Genomic DNA, 24,987 nt, shown 5'->3' with positions numbered 1-24,987 from the left:
GAGTACGCGCCGAGAATGAACGCCACACGACAGGAGGGTTACCGGCACCGGTCAGGCGGGCAACACCCGTTCGATCAGCTCGCGGACGGCACCATGTCCGCCGGCGCGGCTCAGCACGACACGGGCCGCCTCGAGCACGAGCGGATGCGCGTCGGCCACCGCGACCGGCCAGCCGACGATGCGCAGGGCCGGGAGATCGTTGACGTCGTTGCCGAGGTACGCGATGTCGGCGAGCGGGATGCCGACCTCCTCCGCCCACCCTCGCAGCGCCGACTCCTTGTCGTCGATGCCGTGCAGCACCGGCACGCGGAGTTTCTCTGCCCGAGCGCGCACGACGGCGTTGACCTCGGTCGAGAGGATGAGCATCGGGATGCCGGCGCGCCGCAGCAGCGACACCCCCATGCCGTCCTCGCGGCTCACCCGTACGCGTTCGACGCCGTCGGCGTCGACGGTCGCGGTGTCGTCGGTGTGCACCCCGTCGAAATCGGTGACGATCGCTCGCACCGGCACCCGCTCAGGGCTCTCGTGGAGGGCGGCGAGCGCGCGGGCGATGCGCAGCTGCTGTTCGTCGTCGATCTCGATCGCCGTCCACTCGGGCACCTCGACGATGCGGATGCGGCCGAAGAAGCGATGCCTCGCCTCGCGGAAGCCGTCGGCGCGGAACACGTAGAACGCCCCCGTCTCGAGGAAGTGCGGCTCGCGATCCTGACGCCGCGGGCGATGCGCGGCATCGTGGTTGAGTGCGACGGCCGCGCCGGCATCCGCTCGCCCTTCGGCGCTCGATTCTCCTCGGCCACGGCGCGACCACAGGAATCCATAGGTCTCGTGCGCGGCGAACACGCTGTCTGCCCTGCGCTCGCGCACCTCGCGCACCGCACTCGACAGGGCGTCCTGGGCGATGAACGGCGAGGTCGCCTGCAGGAACGCGACCACCTCGGCCGGCTCCCCCTCGCCTTCGAGCACGTCGAGCGCATGCAGGATCGCGGACTCCGATGAGGCCGTGTCGCCGGAGATGTCCGCCGGTCGCCGCACGACTCTCGCCCCGGCTGCCTCGCTCACCGCGGCGATCTCATCGTCATCGGTCGAGACGACCACGAGGTCGATGCCGTCGGTCTCCGACGCGGTGCGCACGGCCCGTTCGATGAGCGACACCCCGCCGACGCGTCGCAGGTTCTTGCGCGGCACGCCCTTAGACCCGCCTCGCGCCGGGATGATCGCGACGACCCTGCCCGCTTCGGCCTTCTGCTGTTCCGCGCTCATGTCGCTCGTCCCTCGCCGTCGTCGCCCGTCATCGCTGTCATCGCTGTCATCCTGCTCATCGCCCTCTGAGCACCCGCCATGCGCGAGCGAGTCTGCGCCGCGCTGCGAGCACTGTGAGCCTCGCCTGTTCGACCCGGCCGATGCCGCCGACCGGGCGCAGCGCTCGACGCACGGCCGTCTCGCGCGGGGCTCCCGGGAGGCGCAGCTCGGCCAGCCTCTCGGGGGCGAAGTACCGATCTCGATCAGAGGGACGGATGCCGCTGAGCAGCTGCTCGGCCCGACCGCGGAGGTGCCCGGCGACGACGGGCTGCATGGCATAGCCGACCGCGTCGATCAGCAGCTGCATGCGCTCAGGGTCGCGATACGGGGAGTCTGCTCGGGTGAGCGCATCGACGATCGTCGCCGGCACTCGGTTGCTGTTCTCATACGGAGTCAGCCGCGCCAGCACGGTGTCTGCCCCGACCGCATCGATCTCGCGGCCGAACAGCGCCTGCACGGTCGGCAGCGCGGTCGAGAACCCGGCGATGACGGCTGTCGCGTCGATGCGTTCGGCCAGCATCTCTGCGGCGAGCGCGCCGCGGTACTCGCGGAAGTCGACGCCGTGCACCCGCGCCCGGTCGCGCAGAGCGTCGCTCAGTCGAGGCGGGGCGGCGGGGTGCGGTTTGAAGACGATGTGCTGCGGTCGCCGGCTCGCCGCGCGGTCGATCATCTCCTTCTGCAGCGCGATCTCCTCGCCCTCGGTGACCAGTCCGAGAGCCGAGAGGTACTGCCCGAGCACGAGCACGGTCGACTCACTGTCGAGAGCGCTGTCGAGCTCGGCCGTGTCGTCGACCGCCACGGCCGTTTCGGCGAGCACCGCGCGGAACAGGTCGGGTGAGACCGGCACGGGCGTCGCGGTGGGTGCACCCACCAGCGGTGTCAGTCCCGGCACCACGTCGGCGTGCACGACGCGACCGATCCGAGCAGTCACCGTGTGCGGCATCCGCACCCGCATCGGCGAGTACGTCATCAGCCCGTCGCCGATGATCGTGAGTCGCGCGTGCGGGAAGAGCAGCATCAGGGTGCGCGCCGGGGCGACCTGCGGGCTCTGCACGAGCAGTTCGAGGTCGCCGGGGTCGATGCCCCACGCCCGGATCAGCAGGCGGCGCAGCAGCGGCAGGTCCGAAGCATGAGGCTTCCACGAGCTCGGATGCAGAGGGCCGAGCAGCGCGTCGAGATCTTCGATGCGGTCGAACCTGTCGCGGAGGCTCGCCAGCGCGGGGTCGGCGGCGATGCTCACCGATGTCTCGGGCACTCGCGACGACACGAACGGAACGAGGATGCGCTCACCGTGGTCGCCGAGCAGTCCGCCGTCGAGCGCTGCGGCTGCGGTGGCCAGCCCGTAGGCGCTGTGCATCGCGAAGAGCTGCGTCATGCGGCGATCCCGACCGTGCGCAGCAGCGGGGCCAGCACGCGGCGCCGGGGTCCGTCGAGACGCGACAGCACCGCCGATGCCTCTCGCTCAGGCAGACGACCGAGCAATCCGCGCAGGCCGGCACGCATCTCGCCGCGCAGCGACGGGGTCATCCTCCTCGACCGCACGAGGTGGCGCGACGAGAGCGCCATCACGCTCCACACCGCCTTCGGCAGAAACCGGTCGGACTCGGCATCCGCCTCGACGATGTCGAGCACCTCGCCCATCGCGCGCACGAAGTCGAGCTGTCGCCGGTCGCGCACCTGGGTGAGCGATGTCGACACCCCGCGGCGGTAGAGCAGGGCCGGGGCGTCGACCACCGCGAACGAGCGGGCCTGCAGGTGCAGCCGCCAGATCCACGGTCGATCCTCGGCGGTGAAGAGGCCCGGTGTGAAACCGGCGAGCCCCTGGTCGATCAGGCGTCGGTGCATGATCCCGGCCCAGGCGAACGGGTAGTCGACCATGGTCGGCTCGTCGTCGGGCAGGATCGCCTCACGAGGCGAACCGACGGTCTCCCGCCACGGGTACGGCGCCGGCACGAGGGCGCGCACGCCGGCCTTCACCGTGACGTGGTCGGTGCGGAGGAAGTCGCAGCCCAGCTCGTTCAGCCGCCGGGCCAGCACCGAAAGTCGCTGGGGCTGCATCCAGTCGTCTCCGTCGAGGTAGCAGAACGCATCGCCCTCGACATGCTCGAGCCCCTGGTTGCGGGCACTCGCGAGCCCCTTGGGCCGAGGGTTGACGATGACCTCGGCGTGCGGGAACCGCTCGGCGTATCGCCTCATGAGCGTGCCGGTGTCATCGCGCGAGCCGTCGTCGATGGCCACGAGCTTGAGCGAGGCGGGGTCGTCGAACTGCCGTGTCAGCGTCTCGAGCGTCGTGCCGATGTAGGCGCCTGCGTCCTTCGCGGGCAGGATGACGGTGACGAGCGGTGTGCGCACAGAACTCCCCCGGGTCGACGGTCTCGGAATGCTCGCAGGCGCTCCTTGCCGGTCGGGGGCCGGCGGGTGAACGCACGGTGACGCGATATCGGCCGACGCACCGGTGTCCTCTGCCGGATTCGCACCTGGCCCGACGATCGGCGACGATGGGTGCATGCTCTGGCCGTTCGGAACCACCTGGCGCCCGGTGCGCCAGAAGCGCCGCGCCACGGTCGACCTGCGGTGGCTGAGCGCTCGCACCTGGACGCGTCGCTGGTATCCGCAGGGCATCGATCTCGGTCTGTGGCACGGGCGCCGCACACTCGCCGTCAGCTGGTTCCGTCAGCGGCTCGACGGTCACCACCTGGCGTCCCGCGTCGCGTTCGTCGACCTCGAGCGCTCTCGCCATCTCGACGTGCTGCTCGCCATCGACGAGGGCGGAGAGCTGCAGCCCGCCCCGATCCATGCCGGCGGCCTCGCGTGGTTCGACGATCGGCTGTTCGTCGCGGCGACCGGTCGCGGCATCTGGGAGTTCGACCTCGCCGACATCCGCCGGGTGCGGGGTGCCGAGGCGCGACGCATCGCCGGTGCGAGCGGTCGAGGCCTGCGCGCCTCCGCACTCGTCGCGGTGCGCACCCGCGTGCACCCGATCGAGCTGCGGTGCTCATACCTGGGTCGCGTGTTCGACGACGACGGCACGCCCCTGCGGCGAGTGCTCATCGGCGAGTACACGAAAGACGACGCGGGGCGGATCGCGGAGTTCACGGTGCCCGACGCCGATGTCGACGACTTCCGCGAAAAGAGCCGCTCCACCCCCGGCATCACGCAGATGCAGGGAGCGGCACGCTGGGGCGACCGGCACTTCGTCTCGCAGTCCGACGGCATGCGCCCCGGCGCGCTGTGGACCGGCAGCCGGGACGCCCTGGTTCGCGATCGGGTGCCGCTGCCCGTCGGCTGCGAGGATCTCGCTCTCGACCTCGACGCGAAGCTGCTGTGGTCGCTCGGCGAGCACCCGTGGAAGCGCGTCGTACGCGGCATTCCCTTCCAGTCGCTCGGTCTCGACGGCTGACAGCAGACCCCTCAGCTCGCGAACGTAGACTGTGCGGGTGAAGAACCGTGCACCTTTCCTCGTCTACACCGTGCTGCGTCTGCTGGCCTTCCTCGTGCCGCTGGCGATCATGTGGTTCTTCTTCCCGATCTTCCGCGAGTACTGGTGGCTCGCCGCGATCTTCGCCGCACTCATCGGCATGAGCATCTCGATGCTGTTCCTGCGCCGACCTCTCACCGATGCCTCAGCGCGGATCGTCGAGCGTCGCGGAGGCCGCAGCTCCGCCGAGCAGGACGATGCGGATGCCGAGGACGAGGCGATCGACAAAACCGGGCGCTTCTGACGCGTAGCGCCGGACGCTCACGCGGGAGCGCGAGCGGGTTCATCGGCCGGACGGTGCGACGAACATCTCCTCGACGACCGCGACGATCGACTCACGATCGTGACTCTCGAGTGTCGCGCACCGGTCGATGATGACGGCGACGGCCATCGGATCCGCGCGCAGGTGGTCCATCGGCCACAGCAGAGTCGACTCGGCGGTAGTGAGGACGATCGCCCGGCCGGCGGAGAAGGCCGTGACGAGCGAACCCCACGGCACCGTCGCGCTCGCGCCGATGGAGCGGACCGCGGTCACCCCGTCGCGATCCAGCCGGAGGTCGACGCGACGAACACTCCGCGCGATGAGCCGCACTGCATAAACTGCCCCCCCGACGAGCACGAGAGCGAAGGCCCCGAACCACATCGGCAGGTCGAGACCGGGCGCACTGAGTACCGCGATGAAACAGGCCGCCGCGGCAAGGAGAGCGGCGAGGAAGGCGACCCCGAGGGCGACTGGTCCTCGATAAGAGGGGAAGGTCACACCCTCGGAATCCGCATCCGCGATCACGTGGCCCTCACCCCATGACGGAGTGCGTGCGTCGAGCATTCGCTCGAAGACACCCGCAGCCACCATGGCGGCGACGAAGCCATACAGAGCCGGATGGCCGGAAACGACCACGAACCCCAACCCCACGATCAGCAGCACGCCCAGCCCGATCACAGCCCAGGTCGGCGCCTGGGAAGGAGGCGCCGATGGCAGCTCCTGGCGTCGCACCCGCGCGACGAAGCCGTCGATCCGCCGTGATCCCTGCATGCCTAACGCTCCGCTCTCGCGGTCAATTGAACCACTGCCCGATGTCGATGCTCGTCTCCACGAACCAGTCGCCGATCTGCTCCCCGACATCGCCGACGATGATGAAGCCGTCTTCTGAGAACTCGTAGATCCCCTGGCGCCAGGATGCCGGGGTGGACTCCCAGATCGCTCCTACAGCCGCGGATCCTGCCGAGGCTGCGCCGATGACGATCGCCGCCGATCCCCATATCGGCAAGGTCGCGCCTGCCAGCACGGCACCCGCGATGCCTGCACCGCCCAGACCACCCACCCACTGGACGACGACGTCGACCGGCTCCTCGCCGTCAGCGATCGCCCAGACACCGAGTCCGACGTCCACGGCGGGCCCGCCCACTGTGTCGAGAACGTGCCGCAGCGTCTTGGTCATCTCCGCGATGGAGTCGAGGTTCTTGGACACTCCACGAAGGTGTTCCGGCGTCCCGTTCTCGATCGCTTCGAGCAGCTTCGCCCGCAGTGCCGGATCGCCGGCTGCGTAGGATCTCCTGGACATCTCGGCGGCGGCGTACGCGAACCCCTCCGCCTGTGACGTGAGGTACGCGACCTTCTGCTCCCACGAGACGTCGAGATACTTGTTGGTCGCCGAGAAGCCGATTCCGACCGTCTCCCGAATCCCCTCGTTCAGTTCCTGAGCCTGGGACTTCTCGGGCATCGTGCCCGCGTACTCGACCAGATTCGCCAGGATCCACGCCTTGTGGTCAGCGTGCCAGAGCACGACATCGTTCTGGATGCGATCGTAGGTGCGCAGACGTCTCTGATGCGTGCGCCATTCACCCCAGGACTCGTCGTGGTCGTTCTGGGGCACCGGCCCCGCCCATGAGGGCTCGTGCATCGTGGTGCCGGTGACCACTATGCCCGCATCGGCAGCAGAGGCCAGGAATCCCTCGAAGTGCTCCTGCATGCGTTCGACTCGACCGGCGAACACATGGAGGATCTCGGCGAATGGCCCGGCATACTCGGATATCTCGCGAGACGCGGACACCAGGTCTCCCGCCGTATCGCTGAACGCAGCTCCCGCCCGTCCCTGCCAGTACGAGGTGGAGGTCGTTGCGATCAGGCCGTCGATCACGTCGGCCTCGGACGCCGCACTCTCGACTTGATGGCGCAGCCACTCCGCCGCGGCACGAATCGCGGACGGGCTCCCGCCGACCTCGATCGCACAGGAACCGGCCATCAGGAGTTGTCCTCGAGCCGCGACGAGATACGGCTGAGCGCGTCGGCGACCACTTCCTCGTCATCGATGATCTTCGACGCGATGTCCTCCAGGAGCCCGGCCACGTCAGCATGCACCCCCGCATGCAGCGCCGACCAGTGGCTGATCCGGCCGAGGACATCCCCGATAGGCTGCGACCCCTCCCCCGCATCGACCGTGCCGGGGAAGCTGCTGGAGGCAGCTCCGAGCAACTCGGCCGCCTCCTGCAGCTGCGAGGCGGCGAACCGGATCTCTGTGGTATCGGCTTCGATCTTGGTCACGGTTCACCACCCGCCGTGCTGCAGGCGCGGGTCCGGGTCCATCAGGATCCGCGTGATGTCCATCGCGGTTGCCTGAGCCTCGAGCTCGAGCGTCCGCACGAGCATCCACTGCTGGTCGACTCCCCAGACCTTCTGCAGGCGATCCAGCGCGGAATACGCACTCACCGCGAGCTGCCCGGTGCGCAGACGCAGCAACGCGATGCCGGTGCGGCCCTCATCGTCGCGCGTATTCACCGGAACATAGACGACAGGCGGCACGGGCCGCTCCGATACAGCTTCCATGGTCTTCTTCCCCCCGGTCACAAACCGCGTCCAGCATAGGGGGGGTCGAGAGACCTTGTCGGAAGCAGGAGAGACGTATCAGCCGGCGAGCGCCCAGAAGAATGCGCCGGCGTAGAGGAGTGCGGTCAGCGATGTCAGGGCCAGTGCCGTGACCAGCTCTTTCGCCTGGCGGTAGGTCCAGACGATGAGGATGGCCGGGAGTCCGGCGAGCAGCGCGAGCAGACCGATCCACGCGATCGGGTACAGCAGCGCGATCAGCACGAGGATGCCGAAGGGCACGATCACGAACAGAGTGAACAGCACCTGGGTCGCCCGCTTGCCGATCAGCACCGTCAGGGTGCGCTTGCCGACCACGCGATCCTGGTCGATGTCGCGCAGGTTGTTGGCGAGCAGCACAGCACAGGCGAAGAGACCGGCGGCGATCGCTCCGAGCCACGCCTGCTGCGGCAGCTCGAAGACCTGCACCCACGTGGTGCCGAGGGTCGCGACGAGTCCGAAGAAGATGAAGACGAACACCTCGCCGAGCGCGTTGTATCCATAGGGTCGCTTGCCGCCGGTGTAGAACCAGGCGGCGATGATGCAGGCCGCACCGATCGCCAGCATCCACCACTGCTCGGTGCGGATGACGATCGCGACGCCGACCGCCGCGGCGAGCGCGAAGAACACGAGAGCCGCGACGAGCACGGTGCGCGGCTTCACCCGACCGGATGCCGTCAGGCGAGCCGGCCCCACGCGCACGGCGTCCGTGCCGCGGATGCCGTCGCTGTAGTCGTTCGCGAAGTTGACGCCGATCTGCAGCAGCACGGCAACCGCGAGGCACGCCAGGGCGATCACCCAGTGGAACTCCGGACCGGTGCTGCGTGCGGCGCCGGTGCCGATGACGACCGGGGCGACGGCGAGCGGCAGCGTGCGCAGACGGGCGGCGCCGATCCAGTCGCCCAACGTCACGGGCCCGGCGTCGATGACGGCCTGGCTCGCGGGGTTGCCGCTCGCCCGCTTCGCGGGATTGCCGCTCACACGGGTCTGGTTCTTCTTGCGCTTCGAGGATGCTGCCACGCAGGGAATCCTACTGGGGCCGCCGATGGACGACGCGCGGACGATGCCGCGGGCTCAGCCCCGGCGGAAGGTCAGATGCGTGACTCCCGACTCGGCGACCTCGGACTCGACGTCGTAGCCGTTCTCGATCCCGCGCAGACCGTCCCAGATGCGCTCGCCTCGGCCGAGCACGAGCGGGTTCACGGCGAGGTGCACCCGATCGACCAGTCCCGCCCCGAGGAACTGCCGCACCACGTCGATACCGCCGCCGATGCGCACATCGCCCCCGTTCGCGGCGTCCAGAGCACGCGGCAGCACCTCTTCCGGGCTCCCGTCGACGAAGTGGAAGACGGTGCCGTTCGCGAACTCGATCGAGTCGCGCGCGGTATGGGTGAGAACGAAGACCGGCACCTCGAACGGCGGTTCATCGCCCCACCAGCCGCGCCACTGCGGGTCGTCCGGGAACTGGTGCAGACCGAACATCCCGGCGCCCATGATCTCGGCGCCGATCCCCTCGAAGTAGGCGTGGGCGTACTTCTCGTCGACTCCGGTCGTGCCTGCTCCTGAGTCGTCACCGAGCACGCGGCTGCGGAACGTCCGCGTCGCGGCGTAGGCAGCGACCAGACGCGGCCAGTCGTCGCCGAAGGGGTTCTCCGGTGTCTGGTCGGTGGTGGTCGCGAATCCGTCGAGGGAGACGTTGAGATCGACGCGGACGGCCATGATTCTCTCTCTTCTGTCGTGTGCCGGGAGACGCAGGTCAGGGGTTCGGGTTGCTGTCTTTGCCGTCGAGCCAGAGGGTGTCGGACGCGTCACCGTGCGCTCCGCCCTTGCCGACGTGCTTGTCGCTGATCTTCGGGCCTTTGAGGATCACGTGCACCATCGCCTGCGCATGACCGTGGCCCAGGCCGTAGTCCTGCTTGAGCCAGTTGAGGACCACGGTCGACTTGGTCGACTCGTCGAACCCCTGCTCCTTGGCGAGTGCGATGAACTGGCGAGGCGTGAGGCCGGTCTGGGTCTCGACCTTGTCGAGGTATGCCTGGAAGGACATGGATGCTCCTGGGAGTCAGCGCTGGCGTGGGATCCTCTGCGACGAGAGATCTGTCACAGTATGGCCGGTGCGACGCCGTTCTTCCAGAGTGCGATCAGGTGATCGAAACCGGGATCAGGCGTCGGGGGCGACCGAGATGATCGGCCGGTGCTCGTAGTAGGTCTGCAGCACGACCGTCGTGCGGGTGCTGACGTTCGCCGCGAGGCGGATGTCGCGCACGAGCTCTTCCAGCGCACGCGGCGATGCGACCCGGACGAACAGCATGTAGCTGGCGTCGCCGGCGATCGAATGGCACGCCTCGATCGCGTCGAGGTGCTCGAGAAGCTCGGGGGCGTTGTCGGGCTGGGCCGGGTCGAGAGGGGTGATCTCGATGAACGCCGAGAGAGGGGTGCCGACCAGCTCGGGGTCGAGGATCGCGCGGTAGCCGGTGATGACGCCTCTGGTCTCCAGGCGACGGAGTCGCGACTGGACGGCCGAGACGGAGAGCCCGACGGCGTCGGAGAGCTGAGACAGCGTCGCACGCCCGTCTCGTGAGATCTCGGCCAGGATCGCGCGGTCGACGGAGTCATCCATGGATGTAATATTATCGTCAGGATTCCGTATATGCCGGAATCTTTCCGTGAAAGTCTCCGATCGGAGGTCCCGATGTCCATCATTTCCGCCAACAGCTCCGCTGCACAGGCCATCGTCGGCGAACCCGAGGTCGTCGAAGACGCATCGACCGCGGAATCCTCCGCAGCGTGGGCGCAGCTCAAGGACGCGGCGATCGCGATCCGCGAGATGCAGATCAAGGACGGCTCGATCCCGGATGCTGCGCACCACGCCGCAGCCCGCGATCTCGTCGGGGCGGTCACCGCCGGCATCCGCGCCCTCGCCCCGGCCTTCCCGCACGACGCCGAGTACCTCGCCGCGTCGATCGTCGATTTCGACCGCTGGGTCTCCGAGGGATTCGGCGTGCCGGACTTCTTGGATTCGCTCATGGCCTTCCAGCCTCAGCAGCACCGGGTCGACGGCATCCGTCATCTGGTCGTCTTCCCGATGTACACGCAGAACGGCTCGAGCGATCGCCTCGTCGAGGCGCTCATCGTCGAGACCATCTGGCCCGAGTTCATCGCGGCCCTCGAGGCCGGCGACTACGGCAACAAGCTGTTCGTCTCGCTGCGGCTCGTCGACTTCACGCCCGGGTACGACACGAACTCGGCCGTGCTGTTCCCCGAGACCGTCGCGATGCGCGAGATCCCCTCGTTCACGTGGGGCGCGATCTTCCAGGACCGTGAAGCAGCCCGCTACCGTCGGGTCACCCGCGCGGCCGCCGAGATCACCAAGCTCGAGCTTCCCGAGCGTGCCGCCGCGATGCTCGACGACCAGGCGCTGACCGAGCGCGCGTTCGTGATGTGGGACATCATCCACGACCGCACCCACATGCGCGGCGACCTGCCGTTCGACCCGTTCATGATCAAGCAGCGGATGCCGTTCTTCCTCTACTCGCTCGAGGAACTGCGGTGCGACCTGACCGCGTTCCGCGAGTCGGTGAACATCGAGCGGTCCCTGCGTGCGCGCGCCGAGGCCGGCGAGAGCCTCTCCGACTCCGAGCACGAGATGCTCGACCACGCGGACCTCGTGCAGTACGCCGTGATCTTCGACCGGATCTTCCGCTTCGCGATCACGGGATCGCGTGTGCGCAACTACGACGGTCTCGGTGGACAGCTGCTGTTCGCCTGGCTGCACCAGCGCGGCGTGCTGCACTGGACCGACACCGCCCTCGCGTTCGACTGGGCTGCCGTGCCCGATGCGGTCGTCGCCCTCGGCGATGCGATCGACGAGCTCTACTGGCGCTCGATCGATCGCCCGAAGACGGCTCACTGGCTGGCCGCCTACGATCTCGTCCGTTCCGTGCTCACCCCGAACCCCGCCTCGCGTTGGGCCCGCGGCCTTCCGGACGAGATCCTCGCCGGCGCCCCGAAGGGTTTCACCGACGCGGTGCTGGACGACGAGTTCCCCCTGTCCATGTTCTTCGAAGCCCTCGACAAGAAGATGAAGCCGGTCATCGAGTCGACCGTCGGCATCCGGGGCACTGACGACTGACTCGCGCATTTCTGGGGTCCGGTCGCGGGGGCGATCGGACGCAGCGTCTGCGGCCATTCCTGCCCGGGGTGGCCGCAGGACTGTTTCTTCACGAGAGTTGAGCACATGAGCGTCACCGACAGAACCGTCCTTCTCGCCGGAGCCACCAGCCCTTCGGGGCTCGCGCTCGCTCGGGCACTCGTCGACGCCGGGGTGGAGGTGATCGCCACCGGTCGCTCCGCCGAGCGGCTGCAGTCGCTGCGGTCGATCGGAGCCCGGGTCGAGGTGGCTGACGCGACCTCACTGGAGGCGATGACGGAGCTGGCCTCACGGCTCGACACGGTTGACGCGGTGATCCCGCTGGTCGGCGGCTGGCGCGGCGGCGGCGGGCTCGCCGGGCAGTCCGATGACGACTTCCGCGCCCTCCTGCCGGCGCTCGATGCGGTGCGCGCGACCAGCCGGGCGTTCGACGGTGCACTGCGTGCGTCGGATGCCGGACGTTTCGCGATCGTCTCGTCCACCGCCGTGGGGCGCCCTCTGGCGGGCGGTGCGAACTACGCGGCCGTCAAGGCGGCGAGCGAGGCGTGGACACGCGCCGTGGCTCAGGGCTTCGCCAAGGCGGCCAGGGATGCCGGGGAGCCGCTGCGCGCGGCATCCGTGGTGTTCCGGGCGAAGGCGCTCGACCCTGAGTCGCTCGCACCACGGGTGCTTGCGCTGTGGGACGGCGACGCCGCCGATCTCAACGACCAGATTTTCACGCTCGCCTGACCCGGTCGACCGCGGCTAGCGACGCGCCTCGGGCACTTCGGGCGGCAGCCCCCGCAGCGGCGGCGGGGAATCTGCGATGCGGTCGTCGACGCTGCGATTCGCGACCGCGTCTGCCCCTGCAGCGTCGCTGGCATTGCCGTCCTCCACAGCACCCTCGCCGTTCGGATCCTGCTCCGGGGCGTTCGCATAGAGCTCGGTGAGCTTGCGATACGACTTCGTGAAGAACGCGAGTGTGGCAGCCACCACCATGATGATGCCCGCGAACAGGCAGATCAGCGCGATGCCCCGAGCATCCCCCGTGCCGAGCAGCCACTCCCACTGCTGCTGCCCCTCGGACGTCTTCATGTACGGGATGATCAGGAACTCGGCGATCGGCGCGATCAGGAACGCCGTGATGGGGGCGGCTGCGGCCTCCATCGCGGCGGCGACGCCGAACACGCGTCCCTGCCGGTCGTAGCGGACCACCTTCTGGATGATCGTCTGCTCTGCCGCCTCGACAGGAGGCACGAGAGCCATGTAGATCCACATGCCGATCACATAGAGCGGCCACCACTCGCGCAGCATGAACACCGAGCCGAGGATGCCCATCGCGATCACGACCAGCAGCAGCGTGCGCATCGGCTTCGCGCCGAGGCCGAACTTCGCCACGAGCCCACCGCCGATCAGGAACCCGGTCGACGCGAACGCGAGAGCGAACCCCCACATCTGGGCGTCGAAGAGGGTGAGACCGTAGGGGTCCATCAGCGCCATGTACACGCCGCCGATGAGGTTGTTGAAGGTCGAGAAGATGATCAGCGCGAACAGCCCGGGCGCCAGCCTGATGGCCGCCACGCTGCCGCGGAAGTCGAGTGCGCTCTTGGCGTCGGGGTCGGGGTGCGGTGCCCCCTCGGGGATGCGGATGAAGAGCAGGTGCACGAACGTCAGCACCATCGCGCCGATCGCGATCGCCAGAGTCCACCCCATGCCGAGGAAGCCGATCGAGAGCCCCGAGAACACGCTCGTCACGAGGAAGGCCAGCCCCTGCACCGTGCCGACCAGGCCGTTGGCGTTGGCCCGCCGATCTTCGGGCACCAGCAGCGTGACCGTCGTCGAGAGCGCGATGTTGCGCAGCTGCTCGATGACCCCGCCGAACAGGATGATCGCCGAGAACAGCCAGAACCAGGGCCCGCCGAGGTCGAGCAGCGCCGATTCGGGCTGCCAGACGTAGAGCACCCCGGCGATCAGGAACGCGACCGCCGAGATGACGCTCGAGAGCAGCATCACCGTGTGCTTGCGGTTGCGATCGACGATCGTGCCGAAGATCATCGCGAAGAAGGCGACGAACAGCATGTAGGCGCCGCCGATGATGCCGGTCGCGAGCACCGACTGCGTCTCGATGTACACCCAGAACGTCAGCGCGAACCACAGGAAGCTCGTCGTCACGTTCGCGATGAGCGTGTTGACGAGGACGTTCGCGAAGGCCGTCTTCGCTGTGGTGCGCTCCATGATTAGAGGGTAGGCGGGGCCTCGGACATTCGGTAGAGCGGTTCCGCAGCGCGGCGTCTGCGTCCGGCATCCGGCAATAGGCTTGTGCGGTGAGTATTCAGCATGACCCCGCCGTTCGGGGCTTCGCCAGCGACAACTATTCCGGCGTCCACCCCGAGGTCCTCGCGGCCATCGCAGCGGCGAACGGCGGCCACCAGGTCGCATACGGCGAGGACGCCTACACGGCGCGTCTGCAGGAGGTGTTCCGCTCCCACTTCGGAGAGGGCGTCGACGCCTTCCCGGTGTTCAACGGCACCGGCGCGAACGTCACCGGCCTGCAGTCGATGCTGCCGCGCTGGGGCGCCGTCATCGCGGCGTCCAGCGCCCACATCAACGTCGACGAGGGCGGTGCCCCCGAGCGGATCGGCGGGTTCAAGATCCTCGCCGTGCCGACGGACGACGGCAAGCTCACGCCCGAGCTCGTGGACCGCGAGGCCTGGGGCTGGGGCGACGAGCACCGAGCGCAGCCGCTCGTGGTCTCGATCACGCAGTCGACCGAGCTCGGCACCCTGTACTCCGTCGACGAGATCCGCGCGCTCGCCGACCACGCGCACGAACGCGGCATGATGCTGCACCTCGACGGCGCACGCATCTCGAACGCGGCCGCGGCCCTCGACGTGCCGTTGCGCGCCTTCACGCGCGACGCCGGTGTCGACGTGCTCAGCTTCGGGGGCACGAAGAACGGAGCCATGCTCGGCGAGGCCATCGTGGTGCTGAACCCCGAGGCGTCGACGGGTCTGCAGTACTCCCGCAAGTTCAACATGCAGCTCTCGTCGAAGATGCGGTTCGTCTCGGCGCAGCTCATCGCGCTGCTCGAGGGCGACCTGTGGCTGCGCAACGCCCAGCACGCGAACGCCATGGCCCAGCGCCTGCGCGGCGCGATCGAGGCCGGCATCGCCGCCGGCGAGATCACCGGAGTGTCGTTCACGCAGCCCACCCAGTCGAACGGCGTCTTCGCGACCCTTCCCGACGGCATCGCCGACCGGCTGCGCGAGAAGTTCCGCTTCTACGACTGGGATGCCGCGCGCAACGAGGTCCGCTGGATGTGCGGGTTCGACACCGAGGAGTCCGACGTCGACGAGTTCGTCGCAGAGCTCGCGCGCCTCACCACGCGCTGAGAATTCGGTCGCGGCGCCCGCGACCGACGCGAGAGACCCACCATCAGAAGTCGTGACGGTGGGTCTCTCGCGGATGCGGTGACTGCGCCGCTAGCGGAGCAGACCGAGATTGGCGAGCGCCAGACGGATCAGCGTGCCGCGCCCACCCTCCATCTCGGCGGCGACCGTGTCCGACGCCGCCGCCTCCGGCGAGAACCACGTGACCTCGAGCGCGTCCTGTCGCGGCTCGCACGTGCCGGTGACCGGCACCACGAACGCGAGCGAGACGGCGTGCTGACGGTCATCGTGGTAGGCGCTGACCCCCGGGATCGGGAAGTACTCGGCGACCGTGAACGGCAGTGGCTGGGGCGGGAGCAGCGGGAACGCCATCGGGCCCAGGTCGTTCTCGACGTGGCGGAACAGCGCATCGCGGATCGTCTCGCCGAACCGGACTCGACCCGAGACGATCGTGCGCGTCATCTCACCCATGGGGGTCGACCGCAGCAGGATGCCGATCTCGGTCACCTGGCCTGAACCGTCGGTGCGCACCGGGATCGCCTCGACGTAGAGCATCGGCAGGTGGCGTCTCGCCTCTGCGAGCTCGTATTCGCTCAACCACCCCGGATTGGAGTCGCGCGAGGGCTGTGCGGAGCCGAAACCCTCGAGGCCGTCGTCGGGCTCGGGATCGGGATCAGGTGTGCGGACGGACATGTCTCCTTTCTACCAGCCGCTTCCTCGCCCGAACACCGACTTGCGGCCACGACCGGCATACGATCCGACGATGAGCGCCTGCGCGTGTCAGAGGGCGCTGGCAGGATGGACGGGTGAGCGAACAACTGACGATCGACGGGCTCCTCACGCGCTGGTCGACCGAAGACCGCGCGGGCATGCCGCTGCTGGTGCTGCTGCACGGATACGGCGCCGACGAGCACGACCTGTTCGGCTTGGTGCCGTACCTGCCCGAGGGCATCGCTGTGGCATCCGTCGCCGCCCCGCTCGCACCCCCGTGGCCGATGCCGGGGCGCTCCTGGTATGCCATCGAGGGCCTCGACGGCCGCAGCGCCGCGTCGGTGACGCTGGCGGCAGAGGCATTCCTGCGCTGGCTCGACGATGCTCGGGAGGATGCTCCTGCGGTGGCTCTCCTCGGCTTCTCGCAGGGCGCCGCCGTCGCGCTCCAGGCCATGCGCCTCGCCCCGCAGAGCATCGACACCGTGGTGGCGCTCAGCGGCTACGCCGCGGCCGGCGAGCTTCCGGGTGACGAAGCGCTGACCGAGTCGCGACCGCACGTCTTCTGGGGCCGAGGCACGAACGACCAGGTGATCCCCGAGGCGCTGGTCGCCCACACCGCAGAGTGGCTGCCCTCGCACTCCGAGCTGTCAGGGCGGGTCTACACCGGACTCACGCACAGCATCTCGGAGGAAGAGCTCCGCGACGTGCACGTCTTCCTCACGAAATGGCTGGAGCGGGCCGCCAAGGCCTGATCGAGCCTGTCCGCAAATGCGACACGCCCGGGGTTGCGAAAGTCCGACACGCCCGGGTATCGTCGTGGAGTCCTGTCCGCCGTGTCTGGAAGTCCTTTGATCTGATCCGTCGCCTCCGCGCTCACCTTTCCGCGCGCTGACCCGACGATCGCCGACTCCACGGCAGACCACGCCCGCTGTCCTCCGACAGCGCCCCGCTCAGACGGGCCCTCGGGCGACCGGTGTCAGTGCACCCTCGCACTCGACAGGAGACACCATGTCAGTACCCACCCTCCACGCGTCGGTCACCCTCGACCGACTCACCTTCACCTGGCCGGACGGCACCACCGCGCTCGACTCGGTCTCGGGATCGTTCGGCTCCGGTCGCACCGGGCTGGTCGGCCGCAACGGCGCCGGCAAGTCGACGCTGCTCCGCCTCATGGCAGGGGAGCTGAGTCCCACGACCGGATCCCTCACCACGACAGGCGAGGTCGCGTACCTGCCGCAGCAGCTCACGCTCGACGTCGACCGCCGGGTGTCCGAGCTGCTCGGAGTCGCCGAAGCCCTCGATGCCGTCCGAGCGATCAGCGCGGGTGATGTCGACCAGGCGCACTTCGACGCGGTCGGCGACGACTGGGACATCGAGGCACGAGCCGAGCAGTCCCTGGCCGAGGCGGGCCTCGCCCCCGAGTTCCTCGACCGACGTGTCGGCGAGCTGTCGGGCGGTGAGGCGGTGCTGGTCGCGATCGCCGGCATCCGTCTGCGGCGTGCACCGATCACCCTGTTCGATGAGCCGACCAACAACCTCGATCGGGACGCCCGCGCGAAGCTGGCAGCCATGGTCAGATCGTGGAAGGGCACGCTCATCGTGGTCAGCCACGACCTCTCGCTGCTCGAGCTGATGGACGACACCGCCGAGCTCTACGCCCAGACGCTGAGCGTGTTCGGGGGCCCGTACTCCGAATGGCGAGCCTGGCTGGATGCCGAGCAGGAGGCCGCCAGGCAGGCAGAGGTCACGGCGAAGCAGGAGTTCCGCAAGGAGAAGCGTCAGCGCATCGAGGCCGAGGTCAAGCTCGCGCACCGATCGCGCACGGCGAAGAAGGCGGAGATCGAGAAGCGCGTGCCGAAGATCATCGCGCACGGTCGCAAGATGGCCGCCGAGGTGTCGGCAGGAAAGCTGCGCACCGAGGTCGGCGCGAAGGAGGATGCCGCTCGCACCGCGCTCGATGAGGCGGGGCGGCGTCTGCGCTCGGATGCGTCGATGAAGATCGAGCTTCCCGACCCGCAGGTGTCGCGCTCGCGGCGCATCGCCATGATCGGCGACGGCGAGCGGTCGTGGATCATCCAGGGCCCCGACCGCGTCGCCCTGATCGGGCGCAACGGCGCCGGAAAGACGACGCTGCTCGAGCGGTTGGTGGCCGGAGCCGGCGGCGGCGTCGGCGTCGGCGAGTCACCGATGCCGACGATCGGTCCGGATGACGGCTCTACCGCCCACTCAGAGGAATCCCTGCTGAATACTGAACGGCCGCGGCTGGTCGCGACGGCGCTCACCGACCGCATCGGCTACCTGCCGCAGCGGATGGACGGGCTCGACGAGAACCGGTCGGTGTTCGAGAACATCGCGGATGCCGCGTCGCAGGTGCCCGAGAAGGAGCTGCGCAACCGTCTCGCCAGGTTCCTCATCCGAGGAGCCACGGCCGAGCGCCCTGTCGCCGCCCTGTCTGGCGGCGAACGCTTCAGGGTGGCGCTGGCCAGGCTGCTGCTCTCGGATCCCGCACCGCACCTCGTGGTGCTCGACGAGCCCACGAACAACCTCGACATCGACACCGTCGACCAGCTCGTCGAGGCGCTGCGGGCCTACCGCGGGGCGGTGCTGGTCGTGAGTCACGACGACGCGTTCCTCGCCCGTCTCGACCTGGGACTCACGCTCGAGATCGACGCCGAGGGCGCGCTGCACGAGGCGCTCTGACGAGGTGGCGCCCGCCGGCGGGCGGGCGCCACCTCGGATCACGCCTACCGCATGGTCGTCTCTGGGGACAACGGCCGCCCCGATGTCGGTGGCACGGGTGATGATGGACTGATGGGTGACGTGCTCGACCGCTTCACTCCTGCCACGCAAGACTGGTTCAGGGGTGCGTTTCCCGAACCCACTCCTGCGCAGGCAGGTGCGTGGAATGCCATCTCAGCCGGCAAGCACGCGCTCGTGGTGGCTCCGACCGGGTCGGGCAAGACCCTCTCGGCCTTCCTCTGGGCGATCGACAGCGTGTTCCGCGAGCGCACCGAGCAGCCCGCCAGGGCCAGAGACGGCTCGCGCACGCGCATCCTCTACATCTCGCCGCTGAAGGCTCTCGGCGTCGATGTCGAGCGCAACCTGCGCTCTCCGCTCATCGGCATCGGGCAGTCGGCCAGGCGCCTCGGCGTCGAAGCCCCCTCCGTGACGGTCGGCGTGCGCTCGGGCGACACGACGTCGAGCGACCGCCGCAAGCTGGTCTCCGATCCTCCGGACATCCTCATCACCACCCCCGAGTCTCTCTACCTCATGCTCACCAGCCGCGCCGGCGAGACTCTGCGCGACGTGCACACGGTGATCATCGACGAGGTGCACGCGGTCGCCGCGACCAAACGCGGAGCACACCTCGCGGTGAGCCTCGAGCGTCTCGATGCGCTGCGCCGCACTCATGGCCATGACGAGCCGGCCCAGCGCATCGGACTGTCGGCGACCGTGCGCCCTATCGACGAGGTCGCACGGTTCCTCGGCGGCGCCGCCCCCGTCGAGATCGTCGCCCCGCCCGCATCGAAGACGTTCGAGCTGGGCGTCATCGTCCCCATGGACGACATGACCAATCCGCCGCCGCCTCCCGGGGCGCCGAAGGATGCCGGCGATGCCGCCGATGCGGAATACACCGAGGTCACCGGCTCCGTCTGGCCGCACGTGGAGGAGGCGATCGTCGACCGCATCCTGCAGAACAAGTCGACCATCGTGTTCTCGAACTCGCGAAGGCTGGCCGAGCGGCTCACCGGGCGACTGAACGAGATCTACTCCGAGCGCATCGGCGTCGCCCTGCCCGAGGCATCGGTGCCGGCGGCCATGATGGCGCAGGCGGGTGCGACAGCCGGCGCCGACCCCGTGCTCGCCAAGGCGCACCACGGCTCGGTCTCGAAAGAGCAGCGGGCCCAGGTCGAGGAGGAGCTGAAATCCGGCGTCCTTCGCTGCGTCGTCGCGACGAGCAGCCTCGAGCTCGGCATCGACATGGGCGCGGTCGACCTGGTGATCCAGGTCGAGGCGCCGCCCTCGGCAGCCTCCGGGCTGCAGCGAGTCGGTCGAGCCGGCCACCAGGTCGGCGAGATCAGCCGTGCGGCGCTGTTCCCCAAGCACCGGGGCGACGTACTGCACACCGCGATCGTCACCGAGCGGATGCTGGCCGGCAAGATCGAGGCGATCCAGGTGCCGCGCAACCCGCTCGACATCCTCGCGCAGCAGACGGTCGCGGCGAGCGCCCTCGGCGAGATCAGCGTCGAGGAATGGTTCGAGACCGTGCGTCGCTCGGCGCCGTTCCAGTCCCTGCCGAGGTCGGCCTACGAGGCGACGCTCGACCTGCTCGCCGGACGCTACCCCTCCGACGAGTTCGCCGAGCTGCGCCCTCGCCTGGTGTGGGACAGAGACGCCGGCACGCTGACCGGGCGTCCCGGCGCGCAGCGCATCGCCGTCACCAGCGGCGGCACGATCCCCGACCGCGGACTCTTCGGCGTCTTCGTCGCCGGCGAGTCGACCGGTGCCCGCGTCGGCGAGCTCGATGAGGAGATGGTCTACGAGTCACGCGTCGGCGATGTGTTCACGCTCGGCACGACGAGCTGGCGCATCGCCGAGATCACGCATGACCGCGTCAACGTGATTCCCGCATACGGTCAGCCGGGCAAGGTGCCGTTCTGGCACGGCGATGGAATCGGCCGCCCGTTCGAGCTCGGCGAGGCGCTCGGCAGGTTCTCCCGCGAGGTGTCGGCTGCCACTCCCGAGAAGGCCGCTCAGCGCCTTATCGACGCCGGTCTCGACGAGCAGGCCAGGATGAACCTGATGGCGCACCTCACCGAGCAGCGCGAGGCGACAGGCACCCTGCCGACCGACCGCACCCTCACGGTCGAGCGCGGGCGCGACGAGGTCGGCGACTGGCGGGTCATCCTTCACTCCCCCTACGGCATGAAGGTCCATGCGCCGTGGGCTCTGGCGATCAACGCCCGGATCCGCGAGCGCCTCGGAGTCGAGGGCTCGGCGGTCGCGAGCGACGACGGCATCATCGTGCGCATTCCGGATGCCGAGGCCGAGCCTCCCGGCGCCGAGCTCTTCGTGTTCGACCCCGACGAGCTCGAGCAGCTGGTCACGCAGGAGGTCGGGGGATCCGCGCTGTTCGCCTCCCGCTTCCGCGAGTGCGCCGCCCGCGCCTTGCTGATGCCGCGGATGAACCCGAACAAGCGCACTCCGCTGTGGCAGCAGCGACAGCGCTCGGCGCAGCTGCTCGAAGTCGCCCGCCGGCATCCGACATTCCCGGTGATCCTGGAGACCCTGCGCGAGGTGCTGCAGGATGTCTACGACCTGCCGTCGCTGCGCACGCTCGCGGTGTCGATCGCCGACCGACGCATCAGACTCGTCGAGACCCAGCCGTCTCAGCCGTCGCCGTTCGCGCGCGACCTGCTCTTCGGCTACGTCGGCGCATTCATGTACGAGGGCGATTCGCCGCTGGCCGAGCGTCGGGCGGCCGCTCTCTCGGTCGACCCGGCGCTGCTCGGCGAGCTGCTCGGCACGGTCGAGCTCCGCGAGCTGCTCGACCCCGACGTCATCGCGCAGTTCGAGCGCGAGGCGCAGCGCCTCGATCCCGAGCGCCGTGCGCGAGGTCTCGAGGGCGTCGCCGACCTGCTGCGGATGCTGGGTCCGATGGATGCGGTCGAGATCGACGCGCGACTCGACCCCGAGACCGGTTCGGCCTCCGACCACCTCGCCGCGCTGATCGACGCGCGCCGCGCGATCCCGGTCACCGTCGCCGGAACCACGCGCGTCGCCGCGATCGAAGACGCCGGCCGCCTGCGCGATGCGCTCGGCGCGGCGCTGCCCACCGGCATCCCCGTCGCGTTCCTCGAACCCCTCGCCGATCCGCTCGGCGATCTCGTCGCACGGTACGCCCGCACGCACGGCCCCTTCACGACGGATGCCATCGCTACGCGCTTCGGCCTCGGCGCCGCGGTCGCGCGACACACGCTGCAGAGGCTGGAGCACTCGGGTCGACTGACCAGCGGCTACTTCCTGCCCGAGGCCTCCGGAACGGGCAACGAGACCGAGTGGTGCGACACCGAGGTGCTGCGCCGACTGCGGATGCGGTCGCTCGCCGCGATCCGAGGCAGCGTCGAACCGGTGTCGCCCGAGGCGTATGCGCGCTTCCTGCCCGACTGGCAGCACCTCGGCCGTCCGCTCGAAGGACTCGACGGCGTGCTCGCCGTGATCGAGCAGTTCGCCGGGGTGCCCATTCCCGCGAGCGCCTGGGAGTCGCTCGTGCTGCCCTCTCGAGTGCGGGACTACTCCCCCGCCCTGCTCGACGAGCTCACGGCCGCGGGAGAGGTCATCTGGTCGGGTCACGGCACGCTGCCCGGGCGTGACGGCTGGGTCTCGCTGCACCCTGTCGATCTCGCGCCCTTCACACTCCCCGAACCCGACGACGAGATCGCCACCGATTCGCTCGAGGCCCGGGTGCTCGCCGCACTCGAGGCAGGCGGGGCGTACTTCGCCGCCCAGCTGAAAGAGATGGCCGGCGCCGAGAACGAGCAGTCCGTGCTCGAGGCGCTGTGGTCGCTGACCTGGGCGGGGCGTGTGACGAACGACACCTTCGCCCCGATCCGGTCGCTGCTGGCCGGGGGGTCGCAGGCTCACCGCGTGACGCGACGCGCCCCGCGCACCCGCACCTACCGGGGCATGTCGCTCGCGCGCACCGCGGCGCGCCCCTCATCGATCGGCGGACGCTGGTCGCTGCTCCCCTCGGTCGACACGGATGCCGCTCGGCGGGCGACCGTCACAGCCGGCCTGCTGCTCGACCGCTACGGCGTGGTCACCCGTGGCGCCGTGCAGGCCGAGGGCGTGCCGGGCGGCTTCGCCCAGACATACCGGGTGCTCGCGGGATTCGAAGAGGCCGGGCACTGCCGACGCGGTTACGTGATCGAAAGGCTGGGTGCCGCGCAGTTCGCGGCATCCGCCACCGTCGACCGCCTGCGCACGTTCGCGGGGCTCGCCGACCCGCCCCCGCGCAAGGCCGTGACGCTCGCCGCGACCGACCCCGCCAATCCCTACGGCGCAGCGCTCGGGTGGCCCAAGCGCGACGAGGTGTCGCATCGTCCTGGGCGCAAGGCCGGCGGCCTGGTGGTGCTCGTCGACGGTTCACTCGTGCTCTACCTCGAACGCGGCGGGCGCACGGTGCTGTGCTTCACCGACGACTCCGAGGTGCTGCGCGCCGCGGGATCCGACCTCGCCGCGACGGCGCGCGCCCGGCGCCTCGACACCCTCACGGTCGAGAAGGTCAACGGCGAAGGCGTCTACGGCACCGAGCTCGCCCTCGCGTTGCAGGAGGCGGGGTTCGTCGCCACGCCCCGCGGCTACACGCTGCGCAAGGTGATCTGAGCGCCGCCATGACCGCTGCTTCTAGGCTGGACGCATGATCGGGGAGTTCGTCTACGGCATCCGCACGCTGCTGCGCGGCTTCGGCACCTGGCGACGCCGCCCCGGCCTGATGGCCCTCGGACTCGTGCCAGGACTCATCGCGGCGCTGGTGCTGCTCGCAGGTCTGGTGCCGCTCGCGCTGTCGCTCGGGCCGATCTCCGACGCCGTGACACCCTTCGCCGACGGCTGGATCCCCGAGTGGCGATCGGTCTTCCGGGCCGCTGTCGGCATCGTGATCTTCGCCGCGGCGCTCGCCCTGGCCAGTGCCGTGTTCAGCGCCCTCGCCCTGGCCATCGGCGACCCGTTCTACCAGCGCATCTGGCGGGCCGTCGAGGCTGACCTCGGCGACGCGCCGCCTTCCGACGGCGGCGGATTCTGGATGGCGGTCGGTGAGGGACTGCGGTTGGTGCTCCTCGGCATCCTCATCGCGATCTTCGTGCTGGTGCTCGGCTTCGTCCCTCTCGTGGGCGGCTTCCTCGCAGCGGTCGGAGGCGTCGTACTGTCGGGCCGCGTGCTCGCACGCGAGCTCACGCAGCGAGCCTTCGACGCCCGCGAACTCACTCCCGCCGACCGTGCAGTGCTGTTCCGCGGCAATCGCGCGCGGGTGCTCGGCTTCGGCGTCGCGACGCAACTCTGCTTCCTGATCCCCGGAGGTGCGGTGGCCGTCATGCCCGCCGCCGTGGCAGGCGCCACGACTCTCGCGCGCACCATGCTCGAGCGCACACCCCTGGCGCAGCAGACCTCGCCTCCGCTCGCGACCCTGCAGCCGGCACAGCCCGCACCGCCCCTGCAGCCGGCACCGCCCGCACCGCCCGCACCGCCCGCGCCGCCCGCGCCGGGCAGCGTCTCCGCGCCGCTTCCGCCGCCGCCCGCCGGTTCAGGGCACGTCTGATGCCCGAGGGCGATACCGTCTTCCGTACGGCGAAACGTCTCGACGAGGCCCTGGTCGGCGCCGAGGTGGCGCGCTTCGACCTGCGCGTCCCGCGCTTCGCGACTCTCGATCTGACGGGTCAGCCGATCCTCTCCTCGATCGCTCGCGGCAAGCACCTGCTGCTGCGCATCGGCGACAGCACACTGCATTCCCATCTGCGCATGGACGGGGCCTGGCTGGTCTATCGCGCAGGCGAGAAGTGGCGGCATCCGGCGTTCAAGGTGCGCGCGATCGTCGGCACCGCGCAGCGCGAGGCGGTGGGCATCGACCTGGCCGAGATCGAGGTGGTGCCGACGCGGGAAGAGGACGAGCTCGTGGGATACCTCGGGCCCGATCCCCTCGGCCCCGACTGGGACGCCGTCGAGGCCGCCAGACGCGTGAGCGCCGACTCCCGCAGCATCCACGTCGCCCTTCTCGACCAGCGCAACGTCGCGGGGTTCGGCAACGAGTACGCCGCCGAACTCCTGTTCCTGCGCGGGATCCTGCCGACCACCCCCGCCCCGGAGGTCGACGTGCCCGCGCTGCTCGACCTCGGCGTGCGCACGATCCGAGTGAACCGCGATCGTCGTCACCGGACCTTCACCGGAGTCGATCGGCCCGGTCAGGGAACGTGGGTCTACGGCCGTGCCGGCAAGCCATGCCGTCGCTGCGGAACGCTCATCAAGCGCGGCGAACTGGGCGCGGATCCGACCCGTGAACGCATCACCTTCTGGTGTCCCGTGTGTCAGCGATGACCCGCATCCATGCTCGGGAATGAATCCGGCA

At 69.5% G+C, this 24,987-nt stretch carries 23 protein-coding genes; 10 read left to right on the top strand and 13 right to left on the bottom strand.

Going from position 1 to position 24,987, the window contains the following annotated elements:
* Positions 1-51: 51 nt before the first annotated feature.
* Genes MRBLMI13_RS13545 through MRBLMI13_RS13535 form a run of 3 tightly spaced genes read right to left on the bottom strand, consistent with a single transcriptional unit; the run spans position 52 to position 3,651 of the window.
* Positions 52-1,260, bottom strand: a complete 1,209-nt coding sequence (locus tag MRBLMI13_RS13545) for a cytidylyltransferase domain-containing protein (protein WP_367823805.1) — start codon at positions 1,258-1,260, stop codon at positions 52-54.
* A gap of 55 nt (positions 1,261-1,315) precedes the next feature.
* Complete coding sequence (locus MRBLMI13_RS13540; RefSeq protein WP_367823807.1) at positions 1,316-2,674, bottom strand: polysialyltransferase family glycosyltransferase; 1,359 nt, start codon at positions 2,672-2,674, stop codon at positions 1,316-1,318.
* On the bottom strand, positions 2,671-3,651 hold the full coding sequence (locus MRBLMI13_RS13535) for a glycosyltransferase family 2 protein (RefSeq protein ID WP_367823809.1): 981 nt from the start codon (positions 3,649-3,651) through the stop codon (positions 2,671-2,673). The genes MRBLMI13_RS13540 and MRBLMI13_RS13535 overlap by 4 nt, the downstream gene beginning before the upstream one ends.
* A gap of 154 nt (positions 3,652-3,805) precedes the next feature.
* Between MRBLMI13_RS13535 and MRBLMI13_RS13530 the strand changes: the two genes are divergently transcribed.
* Together MRBLMI13_RS13530 and MRBLMI13_RS13525 are read left to right on the top strand one after the other, a co-directional pair.
* On the top strand, positions 3,806-4,699 hold the full coding sequence (locus MRBLMI13_RS13530) for a hypothetical protein (protein ID WP_367823811.1): 894 nt from the start codon (positions 3,806-3,808) through the stop codon (positions 4,697-4,699).
* Between the two features lie 37 nt (positions 4,700-4,736).
* A complete protein-coding gene (locus MRBLMI13_RS13525; protein ID WP_367823813.1) occupies positions 4,737-5,021 on the top strand; it encodes a DUF4229 domain-containing protein in 285 nt (94 codons plus the stop codon).
* Positions 5,022-5,060: 39 nt separating this feature from the next.
* Here MRBLMI13_RS13525 and MRBLMI13_RS13520 read toward each other — a convergent pair whose 3' ends face one another.
* The 8 genes from MRBLMI13_RS13520 to MRBLMI13_RS13485 all read right to left on the bottom strand — a co-directional run bounded on the left by MRBLMI13_RS13520 (position 5,061) and on the right by MRBLMI13_RS13485 (position 10,257).
* On the bottom strand, positions 5,061-5,810 hold the full coding sequence (locus MRBLMI13_RS13520; protein ID WP_367823815.1) for a hypothetical protein: 750 nt from the start codon (positions 5,808-5,810) through the stop codon (positions 5,061-5,063).
* A 22-nt stretch (positions 5,811-5,832) separates the two neighbouring features.
* Complete coding sequence (locus tag MRBLMI13_RS13515) at positions 5,833-7,020, bottom strand: hypothetical protein (RefSeq protein ID WP_367823817.1); 1,188 nt, start codon at positions 7,018-7,020, stop codon at positions 5,833-5,835.
* Positions 7,020-7,319, bottom strand: coding sequence for a hypothetical protein (locus tag MRBLMI13_RS13510; protein WP_367823819.1), 300 nt, complete (start codon positions 7,317-7,319; stop codon positions 7,020-7,022). Before MRBLMI13_RS13510 ends, MRBLMI13_RS13515 begins: the two co-directional genes overlap by 1 nt.
* 3 nt (positions 7,320-7,322) lie before the next feature.
* A complete protein-coding gene (locus tag MRBLMI13_RS13505; RefSeq protein ID WP_367823821.1) occupies positions 7,323-7,601 on the bottom strand; it encodes an SAV_915 family protein in 279 nt (92 codons plus the stop codon).
* Between the two features lie 78 nt (positions 7,602-7,679).
* On the bottom strand, positions 7,680-8,657 hold the full coding sequence (locus tag MRBLMI13_RS13500; protein ID WP_042538638.1) for a 1,4-dihydroxy-2-naphthoate polyprenyltransferase: 978 nt from the start codon (positions 8,655-8,657) through the stop codon (positions 7,680-7,682).
* A 54-nt stretch (positions 8,658-8,711) separates the two neighbouring features.
* On the bottom strand, positions 8,712-9,359 hold the full coding sequence (locus MRBLMI13_RS13495) for a dihydrofolate reductase family protein (RefSeq protein WP_197065981.1): 648 nt from the start codon (positions 9,357-9,359) through the stop codon (positions 8,712-8,714).
* Positions 9,360-9,393: 34 nt separating this feature from the next.
* The gene (locus tag MRBLMI13_RS13490) at positions 9,394-9,684 is read right to left on the bottom strand and encodes a DUF4287 domain-containing protein (RefSeq protein ID WP_042538633.1); all 291 of its coding nucleotides are present in this window, start codon (positions 9,682-9,684) and stop codon (positions 9,394-9,396) included.
* 114 nt (positions 9,685-9,798) lie between these two features.
* The gene (locus MRBLMI13_RS13485) at positions 9,799-10,257 is read right to left on the bottom strand and encodes an Lrp/AsnC family transcriptional regulator (RefSeq protein WP_079113436.1); all 459 of its coding nucleotides are present in this window, start codon (positions 10,255-10,257) and stop codon (positions 9,799-9,801) included.
* A 72-nt stretch (positions 10,258-10,329) separates the two neighbouring features.
* On the opposite strand from MRBLMI13_RS13485, the gene MRBLMI13_RS13480 reads away from it, so the two are divergent.
* Both MRBLMI13_RS13480 and MRBLMI13_RS13475 read left to right on the top strand, forming a co-directional pair.
* A complete protein-coding gene (locus MRBLMI13_RS13480; RefSeq protein ID WP_309691050.1) occupies positions 10,330-11,769 on the top strand; it encodes a DUF6421 family protein in 1,440 nt (479 codons plus the stop codon).
* Between the two features lie 105 nt (positions 11,770-11,874).
* Positions 11,875-12,516 (top strand): SDR family NAD(P)-dependent oxidoreductase, encoded by a 642-nt coding sequence (locus MRBLMI13_RS13475; protein WP_367823824.1) that lies wholly within the window; start codon positions 11,875-11,877, stop codon positions 12,514-12,516.
* 15 nt (positions 12,517-12,531) lie between these two features.
* Here MRBLMI13_RS13475 and MRBLMI13_RS13470 read toward each other — a convergent pair whose 3' ends face one another.
* A complete protein-coding gene (locus MRBLMI13_RS13470; RefSeq protein WP_367823826.1) occupies positions 12,532-14,001 on the bottom strand; it encodes an MFS transporter in 1,470 nt (489 codons plus the stop codon).
* Between the two features lie 89 nt (positions 14,002-14,090).
* On the opposite strand from MRBLMI13_RS13470, the gene MRBLMI13_RS13465 reads away from it, so the two are divergent.
* On the top strand, positions 14,091-15,158 hold the full coding sequence (locus MRBLMI13_RS13465; protein WP_367823828.1) for a threonine aldolase family protein: 1,068 nt from the start codon (positions 14,091-14,093) through the stop codon (positions 15,156-15,158).
* Between the two features lie 90 nt (positions 15,159-15,248).
* Here MRBLMI13_RS13465 and MRBLMI13_RS13460 read toward each other — a convergent pair whose 3' ends face one another.
* Positions 15,249-15,848, bottom strand: a complete 600-nt coding sequence (locus MRBLMI13_RS13460) for an NUDIX hydrolase family protein (protein WP_042538622.1) — start codon at positions 15,846-15,848, stop codon at positions 15,249-15,251.
* A 113-nt stretch (positions 15,849-15,961) separates the two neighbouring features.
* Here MRBLMI13_RS13460 and MRBLMI13_RS13455 point away from each other — a divergent pair, with 113 nt between their 5' ends.
* From MRBLMI13_RS13455 to MRBLMI13_RS13435, 5 genes are all read left to right on the top strand, one after another.
* Positions 15,962-16,618 (top strand): alpha/beta hydrolase, encoded by a 657-nt coding sequence (locus tag MRBLMI13_RS13455; protein ID WP_367823830.1) that lies wholly within the window; start codon positions 15,962-15,964, stop codon positions 16,616-16,618.
* Between the two features lie 256 nt (positions 16,619-16,874).
* Positions 16,875-18,566 carry an ABC-F family ATP-binding cassette domain-containing protein gene (locus MRBLMI13_RS13450; protein ID WP_367823832.1) on the top strand — a complete coding sequence of 564 codons (1,692 nt, stop codon included), beginning with the start codon at positions 16,875-16,877 and terminating at the stop codon, positions 18,564-18,566.
* Between the two features lie 111 nt (positions 18,567-18,677).
* Positions 18,678-23,252, top strand: a complete 4,575-nt coding sequence (locus MRBLMI13_RS13445) for an ATP-dependent helicase (RefSeq protein WP_042538618.1) — start codon at positions 18,678-18,680, stop codon at positions 23,250-23,252.
* A 34-nt stretch (positions 23,253-23,286) separates the two neighbouring features.
* Entirely contained in the window at positions 23,287-24,183 is an 897-nt protein-coding gene (locus tag MRBLMI13_RS13440) for an EI24 domain-containing protein (protein WP_367823834.1), read from the top strand.
* Positions 24,183-24,956, top strand: a complete 774-nt coding sequence (locus tag MRBLMI13_RS13435) for a DNA-formamidopyrimidine glycosylase family protein (RefSeq protein ID WP_367823836.1) — start codon at positions 24,183-24,185, stop codon at positions 24,954-24,956. The genes MRBLMI13_RS13440 and MRBLMI13_RS13435 overlap by 1 nt, the downstream gene beginning before the upstream one ends.
* Positions 24,957-24,987: the final 31 nt, after the last annotated feature.

Source organism: Microbacterium sp. LMI13-1-1.1 (assembly GCF_040815625.1).
Lineage (GTDB): Bacteria > Actinomycetota > Actinomycetes > Actinomycetales > Microbacteriaceae > Microbacterium > Microbacterium forte.
This window is presented reverse-complemented; position numbering and strand designations above follow the sequence as displayed.